We start from the raw sequence: 22,813 nt of genomic DNA on the forward strand, positions 1-22,813 counted from the left end.
GCAAAGTTCTAAATCCCCCGAGCCAAGTTCGGGGGATTTGGTTTTTTTTGCTGGTTTTGAACAAGCGCTCGCCTCTTTTTTTTCGGTACCTATACTTTTTTGATTAAATGCCGTATAACAGGCAATACAATTATCAAAGTAAGAAAAAGAAAGCATGAAAAAGAGTAAAGCTGCTAAAGGTCAGCATAAAAATACCATGAATCGGCGCAAGTTTTTAGGCACAGCAAGTTGTGCTGCTATAGGTACAACTACCTTTTTTTCCTCCCTTTTTAACTTAGGAATGACCAATGAAGCAGCGGCTCGCTCATCGGTTGTAAACAAAGATTACAAAGCACTGGTGTGTATACTGTTAGCCGGAGGCAATGACTCGTTTAATATGTTGATTCCTAACGATGCAGGTACTTATGCCGAGTATGCAACTACCAGGGCTAACCTTGCCATTAAAAAAGACCACATACTTGGGCTAAAGCCCTTGGTCACCGGACAGCCAATGTTAGGACTGCACCCGTCAATGCCCGAAGTTCAGGAGTTATTTAACAAAGGCGATGTGGCTTTTTTGGCAAATGTAGGCACATTGGTACAGCCTACCTCCAAAGCTCAATACACCAATCAGTCAGTATCATTGCCTTTAGGGTTGTTTTCGCACGCCGACCAAATACAGCAATGGCAAACCTCTATCCCTCAAAGTCGTGCCGCCTATGGTTGGGGAGGACGTATGGCGGATATTTTGCAGAGTATGAACACCAACCAAAATATCTCTATGAATATATCTTTATCAGGACGCAACGTGTTTCAGTCTGGCAATAAGATAGCAGAATATTCGATAGAGCCACGAGGGTTAGGCAGTGTAGGCATCAGAGATTATGGCGGCGATGATATGTTGGATCAGATTCGTACTACGGCAGTAAAAAGTTTGATGGAGCAGCAGTATGCCGATGTTTTTACCAAGGCTTACGCCGATGTAGTGAGTGGTTCACAAGCTACTCATGAAATATTTAGCAAAGCCATTCAACAAGTAAATGTCAAGACAGTATTTTCTAAAAACGAAATTTCACAAAGTTTGCAAATGGTTGCTAAAACTATTGCAGCGCGTAAATCGCTCAATGTAAATCGACAAACTTTCTTTATTACATTTGGCGGTTGGGACCACCACGACAGGGTATTGAAAAGCCAACGAAAAATGCTGGCAGTATTGAGCAAAGCGCTCAAAGAATTTAACACGGCTATGCAAGAGTTGCAAACCCACCACGAGGTCACTACTTTTACTATTTCAGATTTTGGGCGTACGCTTACCTCTAACGGCAACGGTACCGACCACGCCTGGGGAGGCAATGTAATGATGATGGGTGGTAAAGTAAAAGGAGGCAAAGTGTATGGAAAGTATCCTTCGTTAGCGTTAAATAGCCACCTGGACGTAAACAACGGAGTATTGCTGCCTACCACGTCTACTGATGAATATTTTGCGGAACTTGCTCGCTGGTTTGGAGTATCTAACACCGATTTGGCAGATATTTTTCCTAACCTTCGCCACTTTTATTCGCTGGGTAGCACGCCCCCCATTGGTTTTATGGCAAGTTAAATCATAGCCTTTATTCTATCTGATTCCCTCCATTTTATTGATTAAATTATTTTGAAAAAATGTCTTTAGTTCAAACTCAAAAAGATAACCTTTATCCTGCTGTACCCCTAAAAGATGCGTCAAGGTTTTTGGCGCAAGCCACCCTTGGCTATCATTCAGAAGATATAAAAGATGTAGCCCAACAAGGGTACAAAACCTGGTTGGACAAACAACTGGCTTTGCCTCGTAAAAGTGTACTTGAGGTAGGGGAGGAGTTGAAAACTTATTTTTCAAAAAACGTGGATGACCCACCGGGAGTATTTCGTTTTAGGGCGGTATGGTGGAACCTAGTACTAGGGCAGCCCGACTTGGTTCGCCAGAGAGTTACGTATGCTTTGAGTCAGATTTTTGTAGTGTCGGCTTTTGCCAACGATTTTTTTACAGATGAACCACTCGTTTCTAACGCCTATTATGAGGTATTGAGTAAGCATACGTATGGCAACTACCGCGACCTACTGGTAGCCGTGAGCCGTAGTACTTCTATGGGCATGTATTTAAGCCACTTGTATAACCCTAAAGGAGATAAAGCCAAAAATATTCACCCAGACGAAAACTACGCCCGTGAGGTAATGCAACTCTTTTCTATTGGCTTGTATGAACTCAATAATGATGGTACTCGAAAAAAAGATGCCAAAGGAGAGTTTATACCTACTTATGATAATGCTACCATTCGTGAGTTTGCCAAAATATTTACAGGTTTTGGTTGTGATTGTCCCACCGCTAAGTGGTTGTTTCCGGTAGACGATTTCGAAGGAGAAGAGCGACACAAAGCCCTGTTAAATCCAATGAAAATGTATGATGAATGGCACGAGTCGGGTACCAAAAAATTGCTGAGGGGCAAGGTAATACCCGCAGGACAAACTGGTATGAAAGATTTTAATGATGCCATCGATAACTTGTTTTATCACCCCAATGTAGGTCCTTTTATTGGCAAAGCCCTTATACAATTGCTCACCAGTGCCAACCCTGGCCCAGCCTATGTCAATAGAGTGGCAAATGCTTTTAATAACAATGGGCAAGGGGTAAGAGGAGACATGAAAGCAGTGATTAGGGCAATATTGCTTGACCCAGAGATAAGAAAGACCGGAGCCGAAAACAACCCCAAAGGAGGCAAGTTGCGCGAGCCACTTTTGCGTTATACTGGGTTTTTAAAAGCGTTTAAAGCCGAAGCTTCACGCGGGGTGTTTATCAATCATCTGGTACGCTGGGAAGAAAGCATAGGACAAGCTCCTTTGTATGCCCAAAGTGTGTTTAATTTCTATTTGCCCAACTATCAACCCAATGGGGCAATTGCCGATCAGCAATTGGTGGCTCCTGTGTTTCAAATTCATAATTCATCTACCTCTATTGGGTATATCAATGAGGTAAGCGATTGGTGTTTTGAAAATAGTCCTTTTGGCGATGATGAAGATGATAGGCAAGGGGTACAGCGTCGTGTAAAAATGAAACTTGACTTTGAAGAAGAAAACGAGTTATTGGCAAAGCCCAAAGAGTTGATAGCGCATTTGGATATTTTACTTGCCTGTGGGCAATTGTCGACTCAGGCAAAAAAGGTAATGACTACAGCAGTTGCCAAAACTCCTGAGGATCAACGCTTAAATATGGCGCTTTTTCTGGTAATGATTGCCCCAGAGTATGCCGTATTGAAATAAAGCGTATAAAAAAACACCGCCTGTAGCGACAAGAGTCATTACAGGTGGTAAAAAAAGAGCTAACAGTTAGGCTGTCCAAAATTAGTGAATTTCTTCCCTAAGAAAATATTCAAAATCTATAAAAACCACTACATTCGGCTTATTCCATACCTGTCAGGTAGGCTGTTCAAAATTAGTGAATTTCTTCCCCTCATTTTTTCTAAATTTCTGTAGTAAATACCAAAGCAAATTCACCCAAAAAACACCCTCTCCACCTCGGTTGTGTGTTTTCACCAACCGATCGATGCCCCGAAAAACAGCGTTTAAGCGTAGATTCGTGTCGGTCAGTATGTCACGCGACCGAGGAGAATGACGTTTAATGACGTTTTTTGAAAATTGATTGGGCTCTGAATAAAATAGCCCCATATTGAGTAAATAAATTCGCCATAATAATTAAGGATGGCTTAAAGCTTTAGGGCATTTTTTTAAATTTTGAACAGTATAGTACCCTAGCTTCTAAGTAGATAAGGTAGAAATTTTGAAGAGAAGCTAGTGAACAAAAGGCGCGAAATAGCGCTTTACTTATGTAGTGTTCAGAGTACTCTGCTTATTTAAAAAGTAGTAAAAGCAAACATAATAATGTTGGCACCCATACGCAACGCCTTTTCTCTTAACTCTGGCGGATCGTTATGAATGGCAGTGTCTTCCCATCCATCGCCCAGGTCACACTCATAGGTATAAAAACATACCAAACGTCCTTCGTAAATAATACCAAAACCTTGCGCAGGTTTGCCGTCGTGTTTATGAATTTTGGGCAAACCATTCGGAAACTTATATTTTTGATTATAAATAGGGTGGTTAAAAGGCAGCTCTACAAAATCGAGTTCGGGGAATACTTTCTTCATTTCTGAGCGGACAAACTTATCCAGCCCATAGTTATCGTCTATGTGCAAAAAGCCCCCCGAAATCAAGTATTTTCGCAGGTTTTCTGCTTCCGAACTGCTAAACAATACATTGCCGTGCCCAGTCATGTGTACCAAAGGATAAGCAAATAATTCGGGGCTGCCTACCTCCACTACATCATCTTCATAATGAATGTTCATTTGAAGGTTTCTGTTACAATACTTGATAAGGTTAGGCAAGGCGGTTTTGTTCGAGTACCAGTCGCCTCCTCCATTGTATTTTAGTTTGGCTATTTTATAGGTAGCTTTTTGTGCCTTTACCAAACCCAGGCTCAGGCATAAGCTCAGGCAGAGCAATACAATTTTTCTTGTGTTCATATTATTTATTATATGGTTTTGTTGTTATATGGAGGCAGGTTTTCAGCAACAAGCCTCTTAAACATTATTACTATAAACTATCGGTCTAACACTGTTAGTCAACGATATTATAAACGGCTAAAAATAAGCAGGCTTTAAAATCTCTAACTATTTGTAGGGCAATTTGTAAAGCCTGACATCTAAACCTACTCATTGACAATATTCAGCAAATGACAAGCCGCTATGCCAGCAGTTTCGGTACGTAGTCGGCTATTGCCCAGACTCACCGCTTTAAACTCATTGTTGAGGGCAAGGGTTACTTCATCAGGTGTAAAGTCTCCTTCTGGCCCAATCAAAATACAATATTTTTGGTGTTTTTGTGCTACATCCTTCAAAAAAACTCTTTCACCTTCGTTGAGGTGGGCAACATAGCGGGTTTCGTCTGGTGTCAGGTTAGCCATAAAACTTTTGAAACTTACCATTTCATTAATTTGAGGCATAAAAAACTTAAGTGATTGTTTCATAGCACTGAGGGCAATTTTTTGAATCCTGGGTAGTTTTACTTGCTTGCGTTCCGAGCGATTGCATTGCACAAAGCTTATTTGTTGGATGCCAAACTCTACCGATTTCTCTACAAACCACTCTATCCGGTCAATGTTTTTAGTAGGTGCTATAGCCACGTGAATATGGTACAGTGGGGCAGGAGTTTGCTCTATAGTACGTACAATGTCGAGCACACATTTTTTGTGGTGTGGTTCAGCAATTTTTGCCAAAAATAAATTTCCCTTGCCATCGGTTAAGTGTAGTTCATCGTTTTTTTTCATTCGTAACACTTTCACGCAATGCCGCGATTCTTCTTCTGAAAGTATGGCTTGTTGATGGGTGGTTTGAGGACTGTAAAATAGTTGAGATAATTTGAGCATAAAACAGGTAAAATAAATTCTAAATCAATTTGCAATCTACAAAACAAAATCCTATTTCAAAGCAGGGCAAATTGATAAATCCTTACCTGTTTCTAATCAGCTTTTTGCCAGGTGAAAAAGCAACAATTAATATGTTAAAAAGTGGCATATATTAGAGTAATTATCTTAATTCGCGAAAAAAATGGCTAAAATAATACCACAAACCAAATCACAGTCAAGCCTACAAAAGGCAACAACGTAATATTTGGTATCAGTTGGACAGTGATCTGTTTCAATATTGTTTTTTTGCCAGACGAATTGTATTCTACAAATAAATAATTACAACCCAAACCGCAGTTAACATGAATATTGCTACATCCTTTGCAACTTTAATCATTCTTATCCAATTTTTTATTACACCTCGCCTTCACCCACTTTTAAAGGACACATAGGCTTGTCGTTTCTCTTTTGATTGTTTTATTATTCAAAAATACTGATTGTATAGACTCTTCTTTTATACAGTGGCTTGCGATGTCTCATAAACCATTATTCAAATATTTAATTGTATTATACAAATATATAGTGTGAATAATTAGTGAGTGACAATGCCTTGGAAGAGAGTTTATAGAGAATTTACACATTATTGAGGTTATAATTTAAAATCACAACCAATGAAATTTACCATAATCAACCAACCCGTCACTATTTTAATAGTCGGGCTTTTGCTTGCATTTTTGTCTGTTACTCAAGTAAAAGCGCAGCGCCCTTATGTAAACAATTTAGAAATAAAAAACCTGGCAAATACCCACAACTATGGAGGCAATGACGACGATCCTGAACAGTTGCCTATGAGTGGTTTTAGAATAGATATTGAGTTTGACGAAGAGTTTAGATCGGGGGCTAATATTGGTGCCTTTGTAAGCACTGTTAACGACATACAGGCAATGTTTGAGCTTAAACCCTATTATTATGATGCGCCAGATGCATTGGTGGCAAGCAACATGACCACAATGGTCACCAATACCGATATTCAACAAAATGGAAAAAAGCTTACGGTGTGGGTGAAGCTAGATAAAGGGTTAGCCCCTGATACCTGGTATGTACTTAAATTAAATAGAAGTGGGGTAAACGGTAAAAGAACTTTCCTTAACGGAACTGAGGTGTGGGACAAAGGCTGTTACGAAAAAAAGTTTGACTTTAAAACTGCCCAAGGAGTGGCAATTACCCCAGGTTTGGCTACTACCTTATGTCCCAATGGTGATGAAACCTCCCTATCGCCTATTATTATTTCCGAAAAAAGCCAATACAGCTTTGTGCCTGGTCAAGACCATACCTTGACGTTAGAGCTAAGTGATCCTACCTTTGAGTTTAGCAACCTTGACGTCAGCGAAATCAAGGCAGAAATGTATGGTTTAGGACAAACACAAGCCCTTAATGTGAGCTTGAGCAGTACCGAAATAAGTATTCCAATAAGCGTAGGTGGCTCGGCACATACGACAGGTTCGTTAATGATTTCGGGTATCAAGGTGGTATACAAAGGTACAGGTGACAAAAACTGTATACTTAGGGCAAAGCAAATCACGTCCCACACGATCAATGGTTTGTATGTAGAGGGCAACGCAATGCCTTTGGCAGTCATAGAAGCAAGAACCGCCATACCAACGGCTGACTTGAACCTGACCAATGTAGATATTGTGGGGCCTCAGGCAATATGCGTAAGCGCCATCGATGCTCAAAACTATTTTGTACCTCCAGTAAGTGGGGCAAAGCATTATATTTGGAACGTACCTCCTATATTTAAAAATCCAGTAGGTAGTTTTTTGGTAAACCTGGGCAATGGACGTTGGCAAACACCCAACAATGCCATTAGTTTGATTTTGAAAGAAGGAAACCTGCTTGAGTCGGGCATTCTATCAGTACAAGCAATAGACCAATGCAGGCAGGGCACGCTTTCCAATGATTTTACGGTAAACATTAACTTACCTGATACCTTGGTATTTGACAAACCTGTAGAAATATTGAGCAACGAACATCCTCAAGTGTTATCCGTAGTTTCGCCTGTTGGTGGAACCGTTCGTTTTTCGGGCAGTGGCATCGTAAAAGATACGTTGGTGCCTTCTTTAATTTCGGGGCCTTACCCCAGAACCGTTGACATAGACTATGTGTTTACCAACGGAGGGACTGGTTGTGTAACCAAGGGGCAGTTTAGTGTAAAAGTGTTGGATGGTAGGGTGCCCAAAGGAATGAAGTTGCGGGTAGTACGTGACCTGGAAAGCCCTTTTGTCTACTTTAAAACTCAAGTGCCTAATGTTACTCCAGAGTGGCGTTGGAAATGGGTGTTTGAAAACAATCAAAGCAACCTATCCAGTCCAGTGTTGGCGCTCAAAAACCCTCAGCCCCAGAGCGTAGCCTACAACATAGAAATTAAAGACGCCAAAGCCAGAAAATACTCTTTAGCCAAATCTTTTCAGGTAAGTATAGACTTTAATGGGCGATGTCTGGGTAAACCTACCAAGTTTTTGAAAACAGTAGATTTGGGAGCAAGCAATGACAAAATTAACAGTCAAAAGTGGGATTTTGGTGATGGTACTACCTCAACAGACAATAGCCCAGTACATACCTACAGCCAAACAGGTAGTTATGTAGTTAAACTTACCATTGTAGCAGAAGATTTCATTACCTATGAGCTGAGCAAACGTATAGACATTTTTCCGGTGGTGCACGTACAGCCAAGCCGACTTTACTCAGAAGACTTCAGCAACTTGTCTCATCATTGGGCTGCTCAGGGTACAGTAGACTCGGCCGGTGTAGCAATTCAGCGGTATAGTTGGCAACTTAAAACTCCGGCAGGTTTTGGGCATATTTCTGCCGATAAAGGCGAGGCTTGGGTAACTGATAATCAAAATCTGCCTCATGCTACCAGTAACCAAGCCTACTATTATGCCAGGGAACATTCGTATGTAGAAAGCCCTTCTTTTGACATTACTGACTTGCAACGCCCTACAGTGTCTTTTGATTATTGGGTAGATACAGACGCTGGGTCTGATGGTGTGGTGCTATTGTATACAGTGGACGATGGCAAAACCTGGTGGAGAGTAGGACAGATAAACCAAGGTTTGCAATGGTACAACTCGCGCCCTATACTGGGTAGCCCTGGTAAGTATATGACCAACGACAATATAGACAACCAAGGGTGGTCGGGCAATCGCCAATATGAGCAAAAAGAAGGATGGCAAACCGCAAGGTTTACCTTGGATGCAGCACTGGAAAAAATGCTGAAGTTGTCACGCAAAGTTATTCGGTTCAGAGTTGCTTTTGGCAGCAATGCCGATGACCCTCCCAATAAAAAGTTTGATGGCTTTGCCTTTGATAACTTCCAGATCAATAACCGAAACCGATTGGTGCTGATGGAGTACTTTACTAACCAGGGAGTGGCTGGAGCAGCAGGCAAAGACCAACAAGCGCATAACTTTGTCGTAACCAAAAACGAAATGATTAATTTGCACTACCATGTAGGGTTCCCCGGACGTGATGAGGCCAACCAGCTCAACCACAAAGACCCTAGCGGACGCTCCTTTCATTATGGCATTCGCCAGGCACCTCAAGTGGTAATAGATGGCAGCACGATCGAGTCTAAAGGGCTCAACCTTGAATGGGCAGAACGCCTTTTTTATTACCATACCCTTATTATGTCTCCTTTTGAGATTAACATTGACCAGCCTGAAATAACCAAGGGGCAGTTGAATTTCTCAGCTACACTTACTGCGTTGCAGGCATTTGACAAAAAATTGGTGGTGCATGCGGTGGTAGTAGACACTGCCGTAAAAATGGGGGGAGAAATATACCATCAGGTAGTACGCAAAATGTTGCCCGATGCCTCTGGAACTTTTTTGGCAAAAAACTGGGCACAAGGCGCGGCACATACCCTCAATTTTAGCTGGAATACAGGCAACGTACCCAGCGGAAGGTTAAAAGTAGTGGTGTTTGTCGAAAACTATGAAACCAGAAAAGTGTACCAGGCAGCATTGCGTAAGGTAAGCTTTACCCGTAATGAAAAAAATGAAGACCATCATACGGTTACTGGAGTTCAAAATATTGAAAGTCAGGCGCAAACGATTATCTATCCTAATCCGGCAACCCATACTGTAAGCGTTACTTTGGGCAAATCAAAGGACTTGCCTGCTTTTGCTCAATGGTCTGTCACCAATACCGAAGGTAAAATAATGAAGAAGGGAACCTTGCTAAAGCCAAGCAAACAGTTAGTGGTAGATGTTTATCATTTGCCCGCAGGTATTTACCTTGTGAGGCTACAAAAAGGGCAATGGGCAGTACAGCAAAAGTTTCGTAAACGTTGAGGTGGTAAGCTCTTTATGCCGTTGTTTGTGTCTCCTCTGTTGTGTCAAGTCTTCCATAGGGTGACTTGGCATGATTGATTATCAAAATACTACGCCGTTGCTTGTGTCTCCACAAGCAACCTGTGTTATGTAAGCTTTGAGGCAATGAAAGAAGGCGTCATGCTGAGTAGGTGACACGTATTAAGCCTGAAGACTTAAACAACCCAGAACCCTATCGTTGCTGTGACCTTATCTGTATATAAAGCTTTTCTTTCGTTTTGGGCAGGTAGATTGGTTGTTTGCATAAAAAAATGTTATTTAATAAACAATTGATGGATAAAATAAGTATTTCTTATTAACTTACTTTGTAAGTAGGTGTAGTGCAGCATTACTATGCAATAAACCTGAAAAACATCGGTTGGGAGGAATATTCATTGCTCTTCAATCAATACCCTGAATGAGGCAATACAACTTTATTAAACGATCGTCTTTTAGCTCATATCAACGATAAGAGACCGTCAGTTTTTAAGTTAACCACGTCGTTCAGCATATATACTTTTTGTATTACTAAAATTCTTTATTGTAGTGAGTGAAAGAATAAAAAATTCTAATTTCCAGATTCGTTTACCCTTACTTTTGGGCTTGGCTCTTGCCGGAGGTATGTTGCTTGGCGCCAATATGTTTGGAGGAGGCACTGCCAATGTCAAAGGAATCAAGGACGGATACTTAAAAATTAAAGAGATTCTTACCCATATCGATAATCGATATGTAGATACAGTCAATACCGATGATTTGGTAGACTACTCCATTGAAAAAATGCTGGAAAAACTCGATCCACACTCGTCTTACATTCCCAAAAAGAACATCAGAGAAGCAAAAGCTCAACTTGAGGGAAGTTACGATGGTATAGGCATAGAGTTTAACATTTTTAAAGATACCATTTATGTAGTGGCTCCTTTATCGGGTGGTCCCTCTGAAAAAGCAGGGCTACAGTCGGGTGATAAAATTATTAAGGTAAATGGTGAAAGTGTTGCCGGAATTAAGATAAAAAACCAAGGAGTACGCAAGCGTTTGTTGGGTAAAAAAGGAAGCAAAGTAAAAATTGCTATCAAGCGTTCAGGTGTCAATGAGTTGATGGAGTTTACTATTACCCGCGACAAGATTCCACAAAATTCGGTAGAGGTAAGCTATATGATAGATGAGAAAACCGGATTTATAAAAGTAAGCCGTTTTGCCCGCCGTACTTATATCGAGTTTCGCGAAGCATTGGAAGGCTTGCGCAAAAAAGGAATGAAACGTATGGTGCTTGACCTGCGCGACAATCCTGGAGGCTATATGGATCGTGCCATTAAAATGGCGGATGAGTTTTTGTCCGGCAACCCCAAAATTGTATATACCAATGGCAAAGGCTCACGCTACGACTCGGAAGCCCGTGCCCGTTTTACTGGTTTGTTTGAGCAAGGTCCCCTCATTGTATTGATTAATGAAGGAAGTGCTTCGGCATCTGAAATTGTATCGGGTGCTTTGCAAGACAATGACCGCGCATTGATCGTAGGGCGCCGCTCGTTTGGCAAAGGTCTGGTACAGTTACCCATTGACTTACAGGATGGCTCAGAGTTGCGCCTGACTATTTCACGTTATTACACGCCTAGCGGACGTTCTATACAGAAGCCTTACGGTAAAAACCCTAAAGAGTACCGTTCTGACCTGTTGAAACGCTATAAAAGTGGAGAGTTGTTTAGTGCCGATAGCATCAAGTTCAACGATTCGCTCAAATATACCACCGTTCGCAAAAAACGCACAGTATACGGCGGGGGTGGCATTATGCCTGACTACTTTATCCCGATAGATACGAGCAGAAACAGTAAGTATTACCGCAATCTTTCGGTAAAAAATGTATTCCAGGAGTATTCGTTCAAATACTATAAAAATAACCAGAAAAAACTGGAAGCTTATAAACTGGATGATTACATTAAAACCTTTAGCGTAAGCCCGGCAATGGTGAAAGATGTGATAGCGATGGGCAAAAAAGCGGGTGTAAAATACAACGCTAAAGAATTTAAACGTTCCGAAAAACTCATCAAAACCTTGATTAAAGCGTTGGTTGGGCGCAGGGTGTGGAAAGAACAAGGGTTCTACCCGATTTGGTACAGTATTGACCGAACGTATGTAAAAGCTCTGGAGTTGTTTGACAAAGCTGCGGCCATACAGGAATAATTCTGATTATTTGACAGCCATACGCTATTTTTATGAACTGCAAAAAACACAAGCCTTTGTGTTTTTTGCAGTTTTTTTTATGCCTTTTATTCATCTTTTTTGAGGCCAAGGTGTACAATGGTTGTTTTGCTTGCTGTTAATACAGGTTTTGGGAGAGGTGGGCTGGCTTGGCGCTATTTGGAAAAACCTCAAACAAACTTTATATTTAGCCCCATTCAAAACTCAGGTTGGGCATTACTTGCTTTTAGGGAGCAACCAACAAATAGTATACGCATTTGCTGGGTGATACTTCACCCTGAGGCTTTGTTAAATTTTTTGACCATAGCTATGGCTATGCTCGCAAAATTTGCCGCGCCTCAGGGCAAAGCCTCTACCCAAAAATAAGTACTTTATTTAATGATTACTCCCTTAATAAACACTTTGGGTTTGAGGTGGGTTACATTAGACAAAAAGGTAAAAATCACTTCGATAATATTAATTATGGCTTATTACTATAGATTAGGGAACATACCCCCTAAACGGCATACACAATTTAGACAATCTGATGGCAGCCTGTACCACGAAGAACTGGTAAGCTCTAAAGGGTTCAGCGGCATTTATTCTAACTTATACCACATTTATCCGCCCACTCGTATTCAAGAGGTGCTTAAACCTGAGCCTTGCGCACACAAAATAGTGCCCGACTTGCCATTGCAACAAGTACACCTCAAAACCTCGGTACAAGGCATCACAGGAACCGACTACCTTGATGCTCGCCGTATATTGATGGTAAACAACGACGTACGCCTGGCAATTTGTAATCCATCAGAAAAGAAAATGGATTATTATTACAAAAACGGTGAAGCCGACGAGGTGATTTATGTACACGATGGCAGTGGCTATGTATACTCTCAGTTTGGCAAGTTACGCATCAAAAAGGGTGACTACGTAGTGATTCCAAGAACCACTATTTTCCGCATAGAGTTTGACGAAGATCCTGTGCGTTTGCTTATCATAGAGTCGATGAGCCCCGTAGAAACCGTGAAGCGTTACCGCAACGAGTTGGGACAGTTAGAAGAACACTCGCCTTATTGCGAGCGCGACATTCACCCACCGCAAGAGTTGGTAACCGAAGAAGACAAAGGTAAGTATATTGTAAAGATAAAAAAGCAGGGCTATTTGCACCAATACCGTTATGAGCACAGCCCGCTGGACATTGTGGGTTGGGATGGCTTTTTGTATCCTTATACCATTTCTATTTATGACTTTGAACCTATCACTGGACGCATTCACCAACCACCACCAGTGCATCAAATGTTTCAGGCACACAACTATGTGATTTGTTCGTTTGTACCCCGCTTGTTCGACTATCATCCGTTGGCTATTCCGGCGCCTTACAATCATAGCAACATTGACTCTGACGAGGTGTTGTTTTATGCTGAAGGAGACTTTATGAGTCGCAAGGGGATAGATAGAGGTTCGTTTACCTTGCACGTAGGTAGTTTGCCCCACGGACCGCACCCAGGTACAGTAGAGAAAAGCATTGGAGCCAAAGAAACTCACGAGTATGCAGTAATGGTAGATACTTTCAAGCCTTTGTTTTTGACCGAAGATGCCATGGAGTTTGTAGACAAAAACTACCCTATGAGCTGGACTGAGTAAGATTTTGTCTGATATGATATAAAACCTAGTGCATTAGGGATTAAATAAGTTGCCTATTAATTTGGATGAATTAACTACGTTGAGCTCGCGAAAAGCTCGGTTTTGTTTTCTGACGAGTCGTGAAAATGGCGGATAGTTCGCTTTCTGAATTCCGATGCATATCGGAACCTTAGCTATCTAACTTTTTTACGAGGAAGTCAGGGGGCAAAAGCTCACAGTCCTCCGAGAACAAGCTCGGAGCTGTGAGCCGAACTTGATTCGGGGACGCCAAATAATATGTGAGTAACTTAGTACCTAATGCACTAGTACAATGGGGATTAAGTAAATAATGAATTAATTTGGATGGATTTTGTTCTCTAACGAATCGTTAAAATGGCGGAGAGTTCGCTTTCTGAATTCCGATGCATATCGGAACCTTAGCTATCTAACTTTTTAGCGATGAAGTAAGAGGGCAAAAGTTGCTGAATAAATCATTAGGAATTTAGTTCCCGTTGTACTAGTACCTTAAACATTAAGTAAATGCGCTATTGGCTGAAGCAGAGCTCAGCACAGTAGAACTGTAGCCTCGGCTATTTGGGATGAGTTTTGTTCTCTGACGCACTTCAAAATTTATCCCGCAGGGAACTAGCATAGTTCGATTTCTGAATCCCGATGCATATCGGAACCGTAGCTACGCAAGTTTTTTTAAGTAAAGTCAGTGGGCAAAAATCGCCGAAATAACGGGTTAGGTATTTAGTGGTTAAGGTACTAGCCCCACTTCAATAACAAATGAAGTGGGGTTGTTGTCTTTAGAGAGTGTTACTGGTGTATAGTGTCCTCGCGTAGGCAATCCAACCCAAAAAACTTCCCCGTGCTGGCCTTAAGGCTTTAGCCAGACCTGAGCCCAACCATTTCGACGAATAACGGAACACTTGCCAACCCAAAAGCGGAGGATTTTTCGAAAAATAAGTTGTTTTGTGAGTTTTGGGTGAGGATTGCTCAGGTCACCCTGCGGTAAGACCTTCGCGGAGGTGGTAGTTTGAATTGAAGTAACCTTCTTCCACAAAAAAAGCCCATCACTTAAGTGAAAAAATACTTGCTCACCCTAAAAACCAATATATGGGGCTTTTCAAAAATAAATTGTTTGCAAAGTTTTGGGTGAGCATTGCTCAGGTCACCCTATGGTAAGACCTTCGCGGAGGTGGTGGTTTTGAAGTAACCTCTTTCCACAAAAAAGCCCATCACTTAAGTGAAAAAATACTTGCTCACCCTAAAAACCAATATATGGGGCTTTTCAAAAATAAATTGTTTGCAAAGTTTCGGGTGAGCATTGCTCAGGTCACCCTACGGTAAGACCTTCGCGGAGATGGTGGTTTGAATTGAAGTAACCTTCTTCCACAAAAAAAGCCCATCACTTAAGTGAAAAAATACTTGCTCACCCAAAAGTCAATATATGAGGCTTTTCGAAAATAAATTGTTTGCAAAGTTTTGGGTGAGCATTGCTCAGGTCACCCTGCGGTAAGACCTTCGCGGAGGTGGTAGCTTGAATTGAAGTAACCTTCTTCCACAAAAAAAGCCCATCACTTAAGTGAAAAAATACTTGCCAACCCAAAAGCGGAGGATTTTTCGAAAAATAAGTTGTTTTTTGAGTTTTGGGTGAGCATTGCTCAGGTCACCCTGCGGTAAGACCTTCGCGGAGGTGGTAGTTTGAATCCTTCTTCCACAAAAAAAGCCTGTCACTTAAATGACAGGCTTCAATTCCTTTTTGCGGGATATATTTTTTGGCTCAATTAATTTCTTCCTGGGCATAAAACTCAAAAGGCAACTCGGTAATAATTTTGAAGTGGTTGCCCAACTCTTTCATATCTTCATCTTCTTCTTCGTAGTACCACTCTACCGTTACTGGGTGCTGCTTATTTTGCAGCTTTTTTAGTTTTTTCAAAATTCCCATCAAATAATCAGAGGTACTGGTGTTGAAGTATACCAGTTTAAAAATAATGATGGTTCCTTTGTTTTGCGGGTTTACTATATACTCGTCGATCAGGTCTAACAAGGGAGTATAAAAACTGTCGGCATCTTCGGGAATAGAAATGCCTGTAAGTTCCAAAATTCCTCTTTTTACGTCGAAATGAACCTTTGGAGTTTTATTGGTTTGTTCTATGCTAATGCTTTGCATAAAGGAATTATTAAGTTGATTATAGGTATTAAGTAGTCAGGCAAAATTAAAATTTATTGTTTCATTGTCAAATGGTTTACAAAACATCAACCATCAAGCAATATTTGTTTATGCCTAAGTACTTATATCAGTTTAAATATAGCCTAAACTTCGTCAAAAATATAAAATATTTGTTAGAACTAATTAAATAAATCAAGGGATTTGTTTTAATAATACAAATTCTGCGCGCTTGTTTGTATACAAGCAAAATACCTTGCCAAAAAAACGGGATAATTTTACAAAAACAAAGTGGCGTCTGATAACCTGTCGCTTTAGGCATTGGTAACAAGAAAGTGGCTATACAAACCCTGAATGCCTCCGTTCAGCGAAAAAATTAGTGAATGCATGTAGAAATCGCTAATTTAACAATTAATACAACCAATGTATCTCATAAAGGAAGGTTATAACAAACCCTTTCACACACAAAGTGTTTTGATAACCTGCCGAATAATATACAAAATAACAATCATATATCACATAGTAATCTGTAAAAAATAAAGTGCTTTTTGAGAACAAATTATTTTTATAGGATTGCATAAACCTTAAAACAAATTTTATGGCAGCTTACATACTTCACGTGAACAACAAAAAACTAAAGGTAGAGGCAGAAGCCGATACTCCTTTGTTGTGGGTATTACGCGACGAATTGAATCTTACCGGAACTAAGTTTGGCTGTGGCAAGGCTTTGTGCGGAGCCTGTACTGTACACCTCAATGGCAACCCTGTACGTTCTTGTGCTATGCCTATAGCCGCTGTACGCAATGCCAAAATCACTACTATAGAAGGGGTAGCCAAAGGCAATACCCTGCATGCTGTACAGCAAGCCTGGATAGACGAAGATGTACCTCAGTGTGGCTATTGTCAGTCGGGGCAGATTATGTCGGCGGTAGCCTTATTGTCGAAAAACTCCAAACCTACCGATGCTGACATTGACGCGGCCATGTCGGGCAATATTTGCCGTTGTGGTACTTATGTGCGTATTCGTAAGGCCATACATCGTGCAGCCAAAGCAATGAATTAGCGTTTAAATTACCTGCGTAATCTAAACCAGTATGCCTAAGTATACAAAGACTGATGGCTACCCAAATTTTAGCTAACAATTGCCCGAAACAGAACCCAACCCAATGATGGAAAAGAAATTAAACCGAAGAAATTTTATCAAAAGCTCGGCGGTAGCCGGAGGCGCTTTTGTGCTGAGCTTTAGCATGCCTTGGGGCAACAAATTGATGGCAGAGCCCGCCAAAGTGCATGAAATGAATGCCTTTTTAAAGATAGCCAAAGACGGTACCATTACCATTATGGCTAAAAACCCTGAAATAGGACAAGGGGTAAAAACTTCGCTTCCTATGATTATAGCCGAAGAGCTTTGCGCCGACTGGCGTAAGATAAACGTGGTACAGGCAGACCTCGACAGTAAATATGGACCCCAGGGTGCAGGAGGCAGCACGGCTATCAACCGTCATTGGAAACCCCTGCGTAAGGTAGGTGCCACTGCCCGTGAAATGTTGTTGGAGGCTGCCGCCAAAAAATGGGGCATAGACAAGAAGCTGTGTTATGCCGAAAGTGGTACCATTAAGAATAAAAAGAACCGCAAAAAATTATCTTTTGGTGAGCTTGCCGAAACCGCGGCTCAGGTGCCAGTGCCTAAAGACCCTGCCCTTAAGCCCGATAAAGATTTTAACCTCGTAGGGTCGTTTAAAACTGGAGTAGACAACCATGACCTGGTGCAGGGCAAAGTAACCTATGGGCTAGATGCCCAACCCAAAAATATGGTCTATGCCATGATTGAGCGTTCGCCTGTTTTCGGAGGCACTGTGGCGAGCTACAACGATGCTGAAGCCAAAAAAGTAAAGGGAGTATTAAACATAATAGCGATTAAAGAGGGCACTACCACTCAGAGCGTAGCCATCATAGCCAAAAACACTTGGGCGGCTATCAAAGCCCGGAAAGTACTCCAGGTAAAATGGGATACCAAAGGCAATGAAAAGCACAGTTCAGAGAGTTATGATAAGGCTTTTAAAGCGGCTGTGGCAAAAGACAATAAAAACCTACGCAATGACGGCGATGTAGACAAGGCCTTTAAAGAAGCTACCAAGGTACTGGAGGCTACGTACGAAGTACCTTTTGCTACCCACGCACCTATGGAGCCTATGAACTGTACCGTGTTGGTAACTAAAGACAGGTGTGAAATTTGGGCGCCTACCCAATCTCCTGGAAGGGCAGCAAGCATTGCTAAAAAAATAACCGGGCTTAAAGCAGCCCAAATTCAAGTACACATGCTTAGGTCGGGTGGTGGCTTTGGACGCAGGTCAAACGGCGATTTTGTAAAAGAAACCGTGTACCTTGCCAATGAACTCAAACAACCAGTAAAGCTGGTATGGACGCGTGAAGACGACAATCGCTTTGGGTTTTATCGTCCGGCAAGTATGCACAAAGTGAAGGCAGCCCTCAACAAAGAAGGTAAACTATCTGCCTGGAAGATTCAATGTGCGGGAGCGTCAGTGGCTAAGTTTTTTTCGCCTAAACTTGCCCCACATCGTTTTGATATTTACCCCGATAACTTTCCCGCGCAGTTTATCCCTAACTTTCAGATGCAATACACGGCAGTAGATACTTATATGCCATTGTGGTTTTGGCGGGCTCCTGGGCACAATACCACAGCCTTTGTTGACCAAAGTTTTTTGGATGAACTGGCGCATGCTGCCAAAAAAGATCCGCTTAAATTTCGTTTAGAGCTATTGGGTAGCAACAGCAAAGACTACCAATACAAAGGACACGGAGGACCTACTTTTAACAATGCCCGCCTACGTGGGGTACTGGAGCTTGCCGCTAAAAAGGCAGGTTGGGGCAAAAAAATGCCCAAAGGCAGTGCCCAAGGCATAGCAGTTCACTTTACTTTTGGTACTTACACCGCGTTGGTGGCCGATGTGTCGGTAGATAAAGAGGGTTATGTAAAAGTGCATAAGGTAGTGGCAGCTGTAGACTGTGGCAAAGTGGTGAATATGAGTGGTGCCAAAGCGCAGATTGAAGGGGGAATCATTGATGGCTTAAGTACCATGATGAATGCCGAAATTACCCTGAAAAATGGCGCAGTACAACAGAGCAATTTCCACGACTACAAGTTGTTACGCATCAAAGATGCTCCAGATGTAGAAGTACATTTTGTAAAAAGCGATAAAGATCCGCAAGGCCTGGGTGAAATGAGTTTGCCTCCATTAGCTCCGGCAGTAGGCAACGCTATTTTTGCGGCTACTGGCAAACGGGTGCGTAAACTGCCTCTTAAAGATATGAAAGTATAAATTTGAGGTCAAAAGAGAATAAAAAACCGGGCTTGGACAATTGTTCAAACCCGGTTTTTTATTGGTGGACATTTGCTGTCCACTGGTGGGCACTTTGAAATTGAATATGGGATGTTTTTTGGTGTTAAGTATTTGATAATAAGATTGTTGTAAAGTTGGTCTTACTCTTGTAAAGCGTTTTGACCAGTACTCTGGTTTCTAGGTAGGTAAAGTAGGAATTTTGATGAGTTTTGTTCTTTGGTGATCTTTAAAGAAGCCAAAGGGCAAAAGGTGCAGAATACCGCTTTACATATTTAGTGTCTGGAGTACTAGTACAAACAATAAAAAACAAATACCTGTTACCCAAATGAAAAATCAGACAAAACATTCACTCTTGTGCTTACTACTTTTAATATATGTTTGGTTGCCTGCTCGTGCCCAAGATAGTACACCTAAGCACCAATCTAAAACCGAAGTAATAAAGGCAGTGGTAGAAAAGTACTGCCAAGACCATCCCTTTTCGGGAGCGGTGTTGGTGGCACAAAACCGACAATTGGTGTGGAAAGGTGCCAAAGGTTACGCCAACAAAGCAGCTGAGCAAAAGAACCTAATCAATACAAAGTTTTTGGTGGGGTCAGTGTCCAAACAGTTTACCGCAATGATTGTACTGCAGTTGGTGCAAGAAGGCAAACTTAAGCTAAACGACTTGGCAATTAAATACTTCCCTTTTTTACCTAAAGAAAAATCAACAATTACCATTCACCAACTGCTCTCGCATACCTCAGGTCTAGGGCATTACTCTCAGCTAAAGGTAAAGTATAAAAAGTTTATGTATAAGCCCACTACTCCAGTAGAGTATGCCAAGGTAATAGCTAAAATGGGTATGGTGGCAAAACCAGGCAAGAAGATGTCTTACAGCAGCATGGGCTATATATTGTTGGCAGCTATAGCCGAACAAATTACCGGAAAAACTTTTAGTACTTTGCTCGAAGAGCGTATTGCGCGTCCTTTGGGGCTTAAAAATACCGGATTTACTTTAAACACCGACGAATTGCAAAACTTTGCCTTGAGCTATGATCTTAAGAAGCAGAAAGCTGCTACAGACAACGACTTTAGATTTAAACTTAACAAGCCACGTCATCAATCCAACACTTACTCTACCGGAGGTGTTCACTCTACCGTAGAAGATATGTTGGTTTGGTTGAAAGCCCTTGCCACAAACAAATTACTGAACAAGGAACTGACTAAAAAAATGTTTACGCCCAATTTGAGTAACTATGCTTATGGATGGTTTATCAATGACGTACGACTCACTAAAGCATACAAACTTACCAACATCATTAGCCACGGAGGATCAGTCAATGGTTTTCGTGCCGCAGTAAGTATGTTCAACAACCAGCAAGACTTTGTGATTATCCTGGGCAACCAACCTTCGCGTATTTGGTTATTAACTGCCGAAATCAAGAAAGCCCTGGATCGAAAAGAGTAATTAAGAATTAGGGAATTACGAATGGATTAATTACGAATGGTTCAATTACGAACCGACCAGAGGGAGCTCTGCTTTAGCTAATTACGAATTGGCGCGAAGCGAGGCTAAAAGCCCAATACAAACAGTCAAAAAAAGGCTAAAAGCCCATCATAGCTCAAGAAAAGGCTAAAGGCTAAAAGCTCATCGTAGCTCAAGAAAAAGCTAAAGGCTAAAAGCTCATCATAGCTCAAGAAAAGGCTAAAAGCCCATCGTAGCTTAAGAAAAAGCTAAAGCCTAGCCTTGAAGTACCTTACATTGCCTGCTTTGTCAGTAATAGTAAGGGTGAATAAACCCTTCAAGGCTTTTCTTTTGTTGCCTAGAGGCGCGGCCGACCATATCATAAAACCCTTATGTTCGTAATTCATCAATAAAAACTTGCCGTTGAGGGTAGCCTTAAAGTTTTTAATACCCGAAAGGTTGTCCTTGATTCGAAACGAGATTTTATACAACGATTTTCGCAACCAGCGCAAAGAGGGAGGGCTTATATCGCGGGCAATACGATAATTGCCCAAGCGATCATATTGAAAAACCATCTTATTGCCTACCCAACGGCTACCTTTGATAAACTTATTGCCCTGATAAACATTCCAGCCTTTTTTGTTAGTAGGCACCACAGCAGGCTTCAGGCTTATTTCAATGTTTTTGAATATAGGCGTATAAGAGCTATTAATAGTCACACTGTTTTTATAGAGCTTGGTTTCCAGGTACAAAGTATCAAATAGTGCCCCTTTAGGAAATTTAATTTCAAGCCTGCCTGCTTCTCTATAAATGACGGTACGATTAGCGGGCACCAACATCCTAAGGTTAAATTTTTTGCGTAAGCTGCCCAGTTCCACATAGTCGGGCAAGCCGTGGCGCAAATCCCACAAATACACCGAAGTGAGCCCTTGCATATACACTATAGGCACATCATAGGCGAGCCCTGCTACATTAAAGCGGGCAATGTCAGCCTTTTGTCTGATATAGTGCCCTTTAAGCACCAGTGTATTGCCTTGTATCTCATAGCTTAAATAAGTACGTCGGGGAACAGAGGTGGGGCGAAACTTGACCATTGGTGGTAACTTTCCCTTGATTTTGAAGCTCAGTATACTTGTATTGCCCCAAAAGTCAGTGGCGTATATGGCCACCGAATGCAAGCGGTTGTCTTGAATATTGACAGCACCCCGCAAGGCATCGGTTTGATAAAAAGTATAAGGATTGCCATCTGCCACATAACAACGTTGGTAGCCCCTATAACTGCGGCGGTGTTGGGCATAGTCGGCATGCACCCGCATGGCCTTATTGATGTGGTGGTCTATCTTGTTTATATCCATCAAAAAAACCTGCCTGCCATCTACCACCACTTTTATTTTGGTAGTGCCATAGGTATTGCTTGCCCTGTTCATGAGGTCGTGGGTCAGCAATTCAAAACCTATTTTACCGTTGGCGGTAATCACTTTGCCCAAGGTATAGCGGTTGCGGGCTACTTTTCGTACTTTGAATTGGTACCTGCCAAAACGATTGTTTACCCTGCCGTTAATATTCAGGGTTTTGATAGCCAACGCACGAATAACCGGAGGAATGTTGTCGTAGCCTATTTCTTTGAATTTAAATTGAAAAGGGTTCAGGGCTTCATCGGCAAGGGTACGTATTTCAAAGTGTAGGTGAGGACCAGCCGAGGCACCAGTATTGCCCACATAAGCAATGATTTCGCCTTTGGCTACCGGAATGGCGTGTGCCTTGAGGTATTCTTCGTAAAAAAAATCTTGTTGTTGATTTTGGCGAGCCCTTACATAGCGGGCTATCTTGGGGGCAAATCGTAATAAATGCCCATACAAAGATTGTTGTTTGGTGTGTGGGTGGTATAAGTATACTGCATTGCCGTAGCCATACGTAGAGGCTTTGAGGCGGTATACATAACCATTGGCAACCGCACGCACTGGAGTGCCTGGATTGGCGGCTATGTCGAGTCCGGCGTGAAAATGACTGCTGCGAATTTCCCCAAAATTGCCGGTCAACCAGCTTTTTTTGCCTGGATTAACCGGAAACATATACGTGTGTTGCGCCTGTGCCTGCCAGCTTATACAGCCCAGCAAGAGCACAAGGGCTTGTTTAAAAAATAATGTATGTACTGAATAACGTGTCGATTGATCAATGCAAAATCCTCCCATACTTTTCCTTCGGTGTTGTGGCATACGCTTGTGCGAAGGTGGCGTACTTTACAACAAGTGT

12 protein-coding genes are annotated in these 22,813 nt (G+C 41.7%); 8 read left to right on the forward strand and 4 right to left on the reverse strand.

Annotation, left to right across the window (positions count from 1 at the left end; all coding sequences use genetic code 11):
* Positions 1 to 154 precede the first annotated feature (154 nt).
* Positions 155 to 1,579, forward strand: a complete 1,425-nt coding sequence (locus M23134_RS25305) for a DUF1501 domain-containing protein (RefSeq protein WP_002701004.1) — start codon at positions 155 to 157, stop codon at positions 1,577 to 1,579.
* 59 nt (positions 1,580 to 1,638) lie between these two features.
* Positions 1,639 to 3,270 carry a DUF1800 domain-containing protein gene (locus M23134_RS25310; protein ID WP_002701007.1) on the forward strand — a complete coding sequence of 544 codons (1,632 nt, stop codon included), beginning with the start codon at positions 1,639 to 1,641 and terminating at the stop codon, positions 3,268 to 3,270.
* A gap of 590 nt (positions 3,271 to 3,860) precedes the next feature.
* Here the strand turns inward: M23134_RS25310 and M23134_RS25315 are convergent.
* Together M23134_RS25315 and M23134_RS25320 are read right to left on the reverse strand one after the other, a co-directional pair.
* Positions 3,861 to 4,529: a DUF4159 domain-containing protein gene (locus M23134_RS25315; protein ID WP_002701012.1), complete on the reverse strand. Its 669-nt coding sequence runs from the start codon at positions 4,527 to 4,529 to the stop codon at positions 3,861 to 3,863.
* A gap of 185 nt (positions 4,530 to 4,714) precedes the next feature.
* Positions 4,715 to 5,431, reverse strand: a complete 717-nt coding sequence (locus M23134_RS25320; RefSeq protein ID WP_002701013.1) for a 16S rRNA (uracil(1498)-N(3))-methyltransferase — start codon at positions 5,429 to 5,431, stop codon at positions 4,715 to 4,717.
* A gap of 650 nt (positions 5,432 to 6,081) precedes the next feature.
* Here M23134_RS25320 and M23134_RS25325 point away from each other — a divergent pair.
* From M23134_RS25325 to M23134_RS25340, 3 genes are all read left to right on the forward strand, one after another.
* Positions 6,082 to 9,765 carry a PKD domain-containing protein gene (locus M23134_RS25325; protein ID WP_045114314.1) on the forward strand — a complete coding sequence of 1,228 codons (3,684 nt, stop codon included), beginning with the start codon at positions 6,082 to 6,084 and terminating at the stop codon, positions 9,763 to 9,765.
* A 564-nt stretch (positions 9,766 to 10,329) separates the two neighbouring features.
* Complete coding sequence (locus tag M23134_RS25330) at positions 10,330 to 11,961, forward strand: S41 family peptidase (RefSeq protein WP_045114315.1); 1,632 nt, start codon at positions 10,330 to 10,332, stop codon at positions 11,959 to 11,961.
* 480 nt (positions 11,962 to 12,441) lie between these two features.
* Entirely contained in the window at positions 12,442 to 13,602 is a 1,161-nt protein-coding gene (locus tag M23134_RS25340) for a homogentisate 1,2-dioxygenase (protein ID WP_045114326.1), read from the forward strand.
* Between the two features lie 1,765 nt (positions 13,603 to 15,367).
* Here M23134_RS25340 and M23134_RS25345 read toward each other — a convergent pair.
* Positions 15,368 to 15,757 carry a DUF1987 domain-containing protein gene (locus M23134_RS25345; RefSeq protein ID WP_002701024.1) on the reverse strand — a complete coding sequence of 130 codons (390 nt, stop codon included), beginning with the start codon at positions 15,755 to 15,757 and terminating at the stop codon, positions 15,368 to 15,370.
* Between the two features lie 595 nt (positions 15,758 to 16,352).
* Between M23134_RS25345 and M23134_RS25350 the strand changes: the two genes are divergently transcribed.
* The 3 genes from M23134_RS25350 (at position 16,353) to M23134_RS25360 (ending at position 20,563) form a co-directional block, all read left to right on the forward strand.
* Entirely contained in the window at positions 16,353 to 16,817 is a 465-nt protein-coding gene (locus M23134_RS25350; RefSeq protein ID WP_002701026.1) for a (2Fe-2S)-binding protein, read from the forward strand.
* A 103-nt stretch (positions 16,818 to 16,920) separates the two neighbouring features.
* Positions 16,921 to 19,095, forward strand: a complete 2,175-nt coding sequence (locus M23134_RS25355; protein ID WP_045114316.1) for a xanthine dehydrogenase family protein molybdopterin-binding subunit — start codon at positions 16,921 to 16,923, stop codon at positions 19,093 to 19,095.
* Positions 19,096 to 19,441: 346 nt separating this feature from the next.
* Positions 19,442 to 20,563, forward strand: coding sequence for a serine hydrolase domain-containing protein (locus tag M23134_RS25360; protein WP_002701028.1), 1,122 nt, complete (start codon positions 19,442 to 19,444; stop codon positions 20,561 to 20,563).
* A 266-nt stretch (positions 20,564 to 20,829) separates the two neighbouring features.
* Here the strand turns inward: M23134_RS25360 and M23134_RS25365 are convergent, their stop codons facing one another.
* Positions 20,830 to 22,752 (reverse strand): M23 family metallopeptidase, encoded by a 1,923-nt coding sequence (locus M23134_RS25365; RefSeq protein WP_002701030.1) that lies wholly within the window; start codon positions 22,750 to 22,752, stop codon positions 20,830 to 20,832.
* Positions 22,753 to 22,813: the final 61 nt, after the last annotated feature.

This window comes from Microscilla marina ATCC 23134, assembly GCF_000169175.1.
Taxonomy (GTDB): Bacteria; Bacteroidota; Bacteroidia; order Cytophagales; family Microscillaceae; genus Microscilla; species Microscilla marina.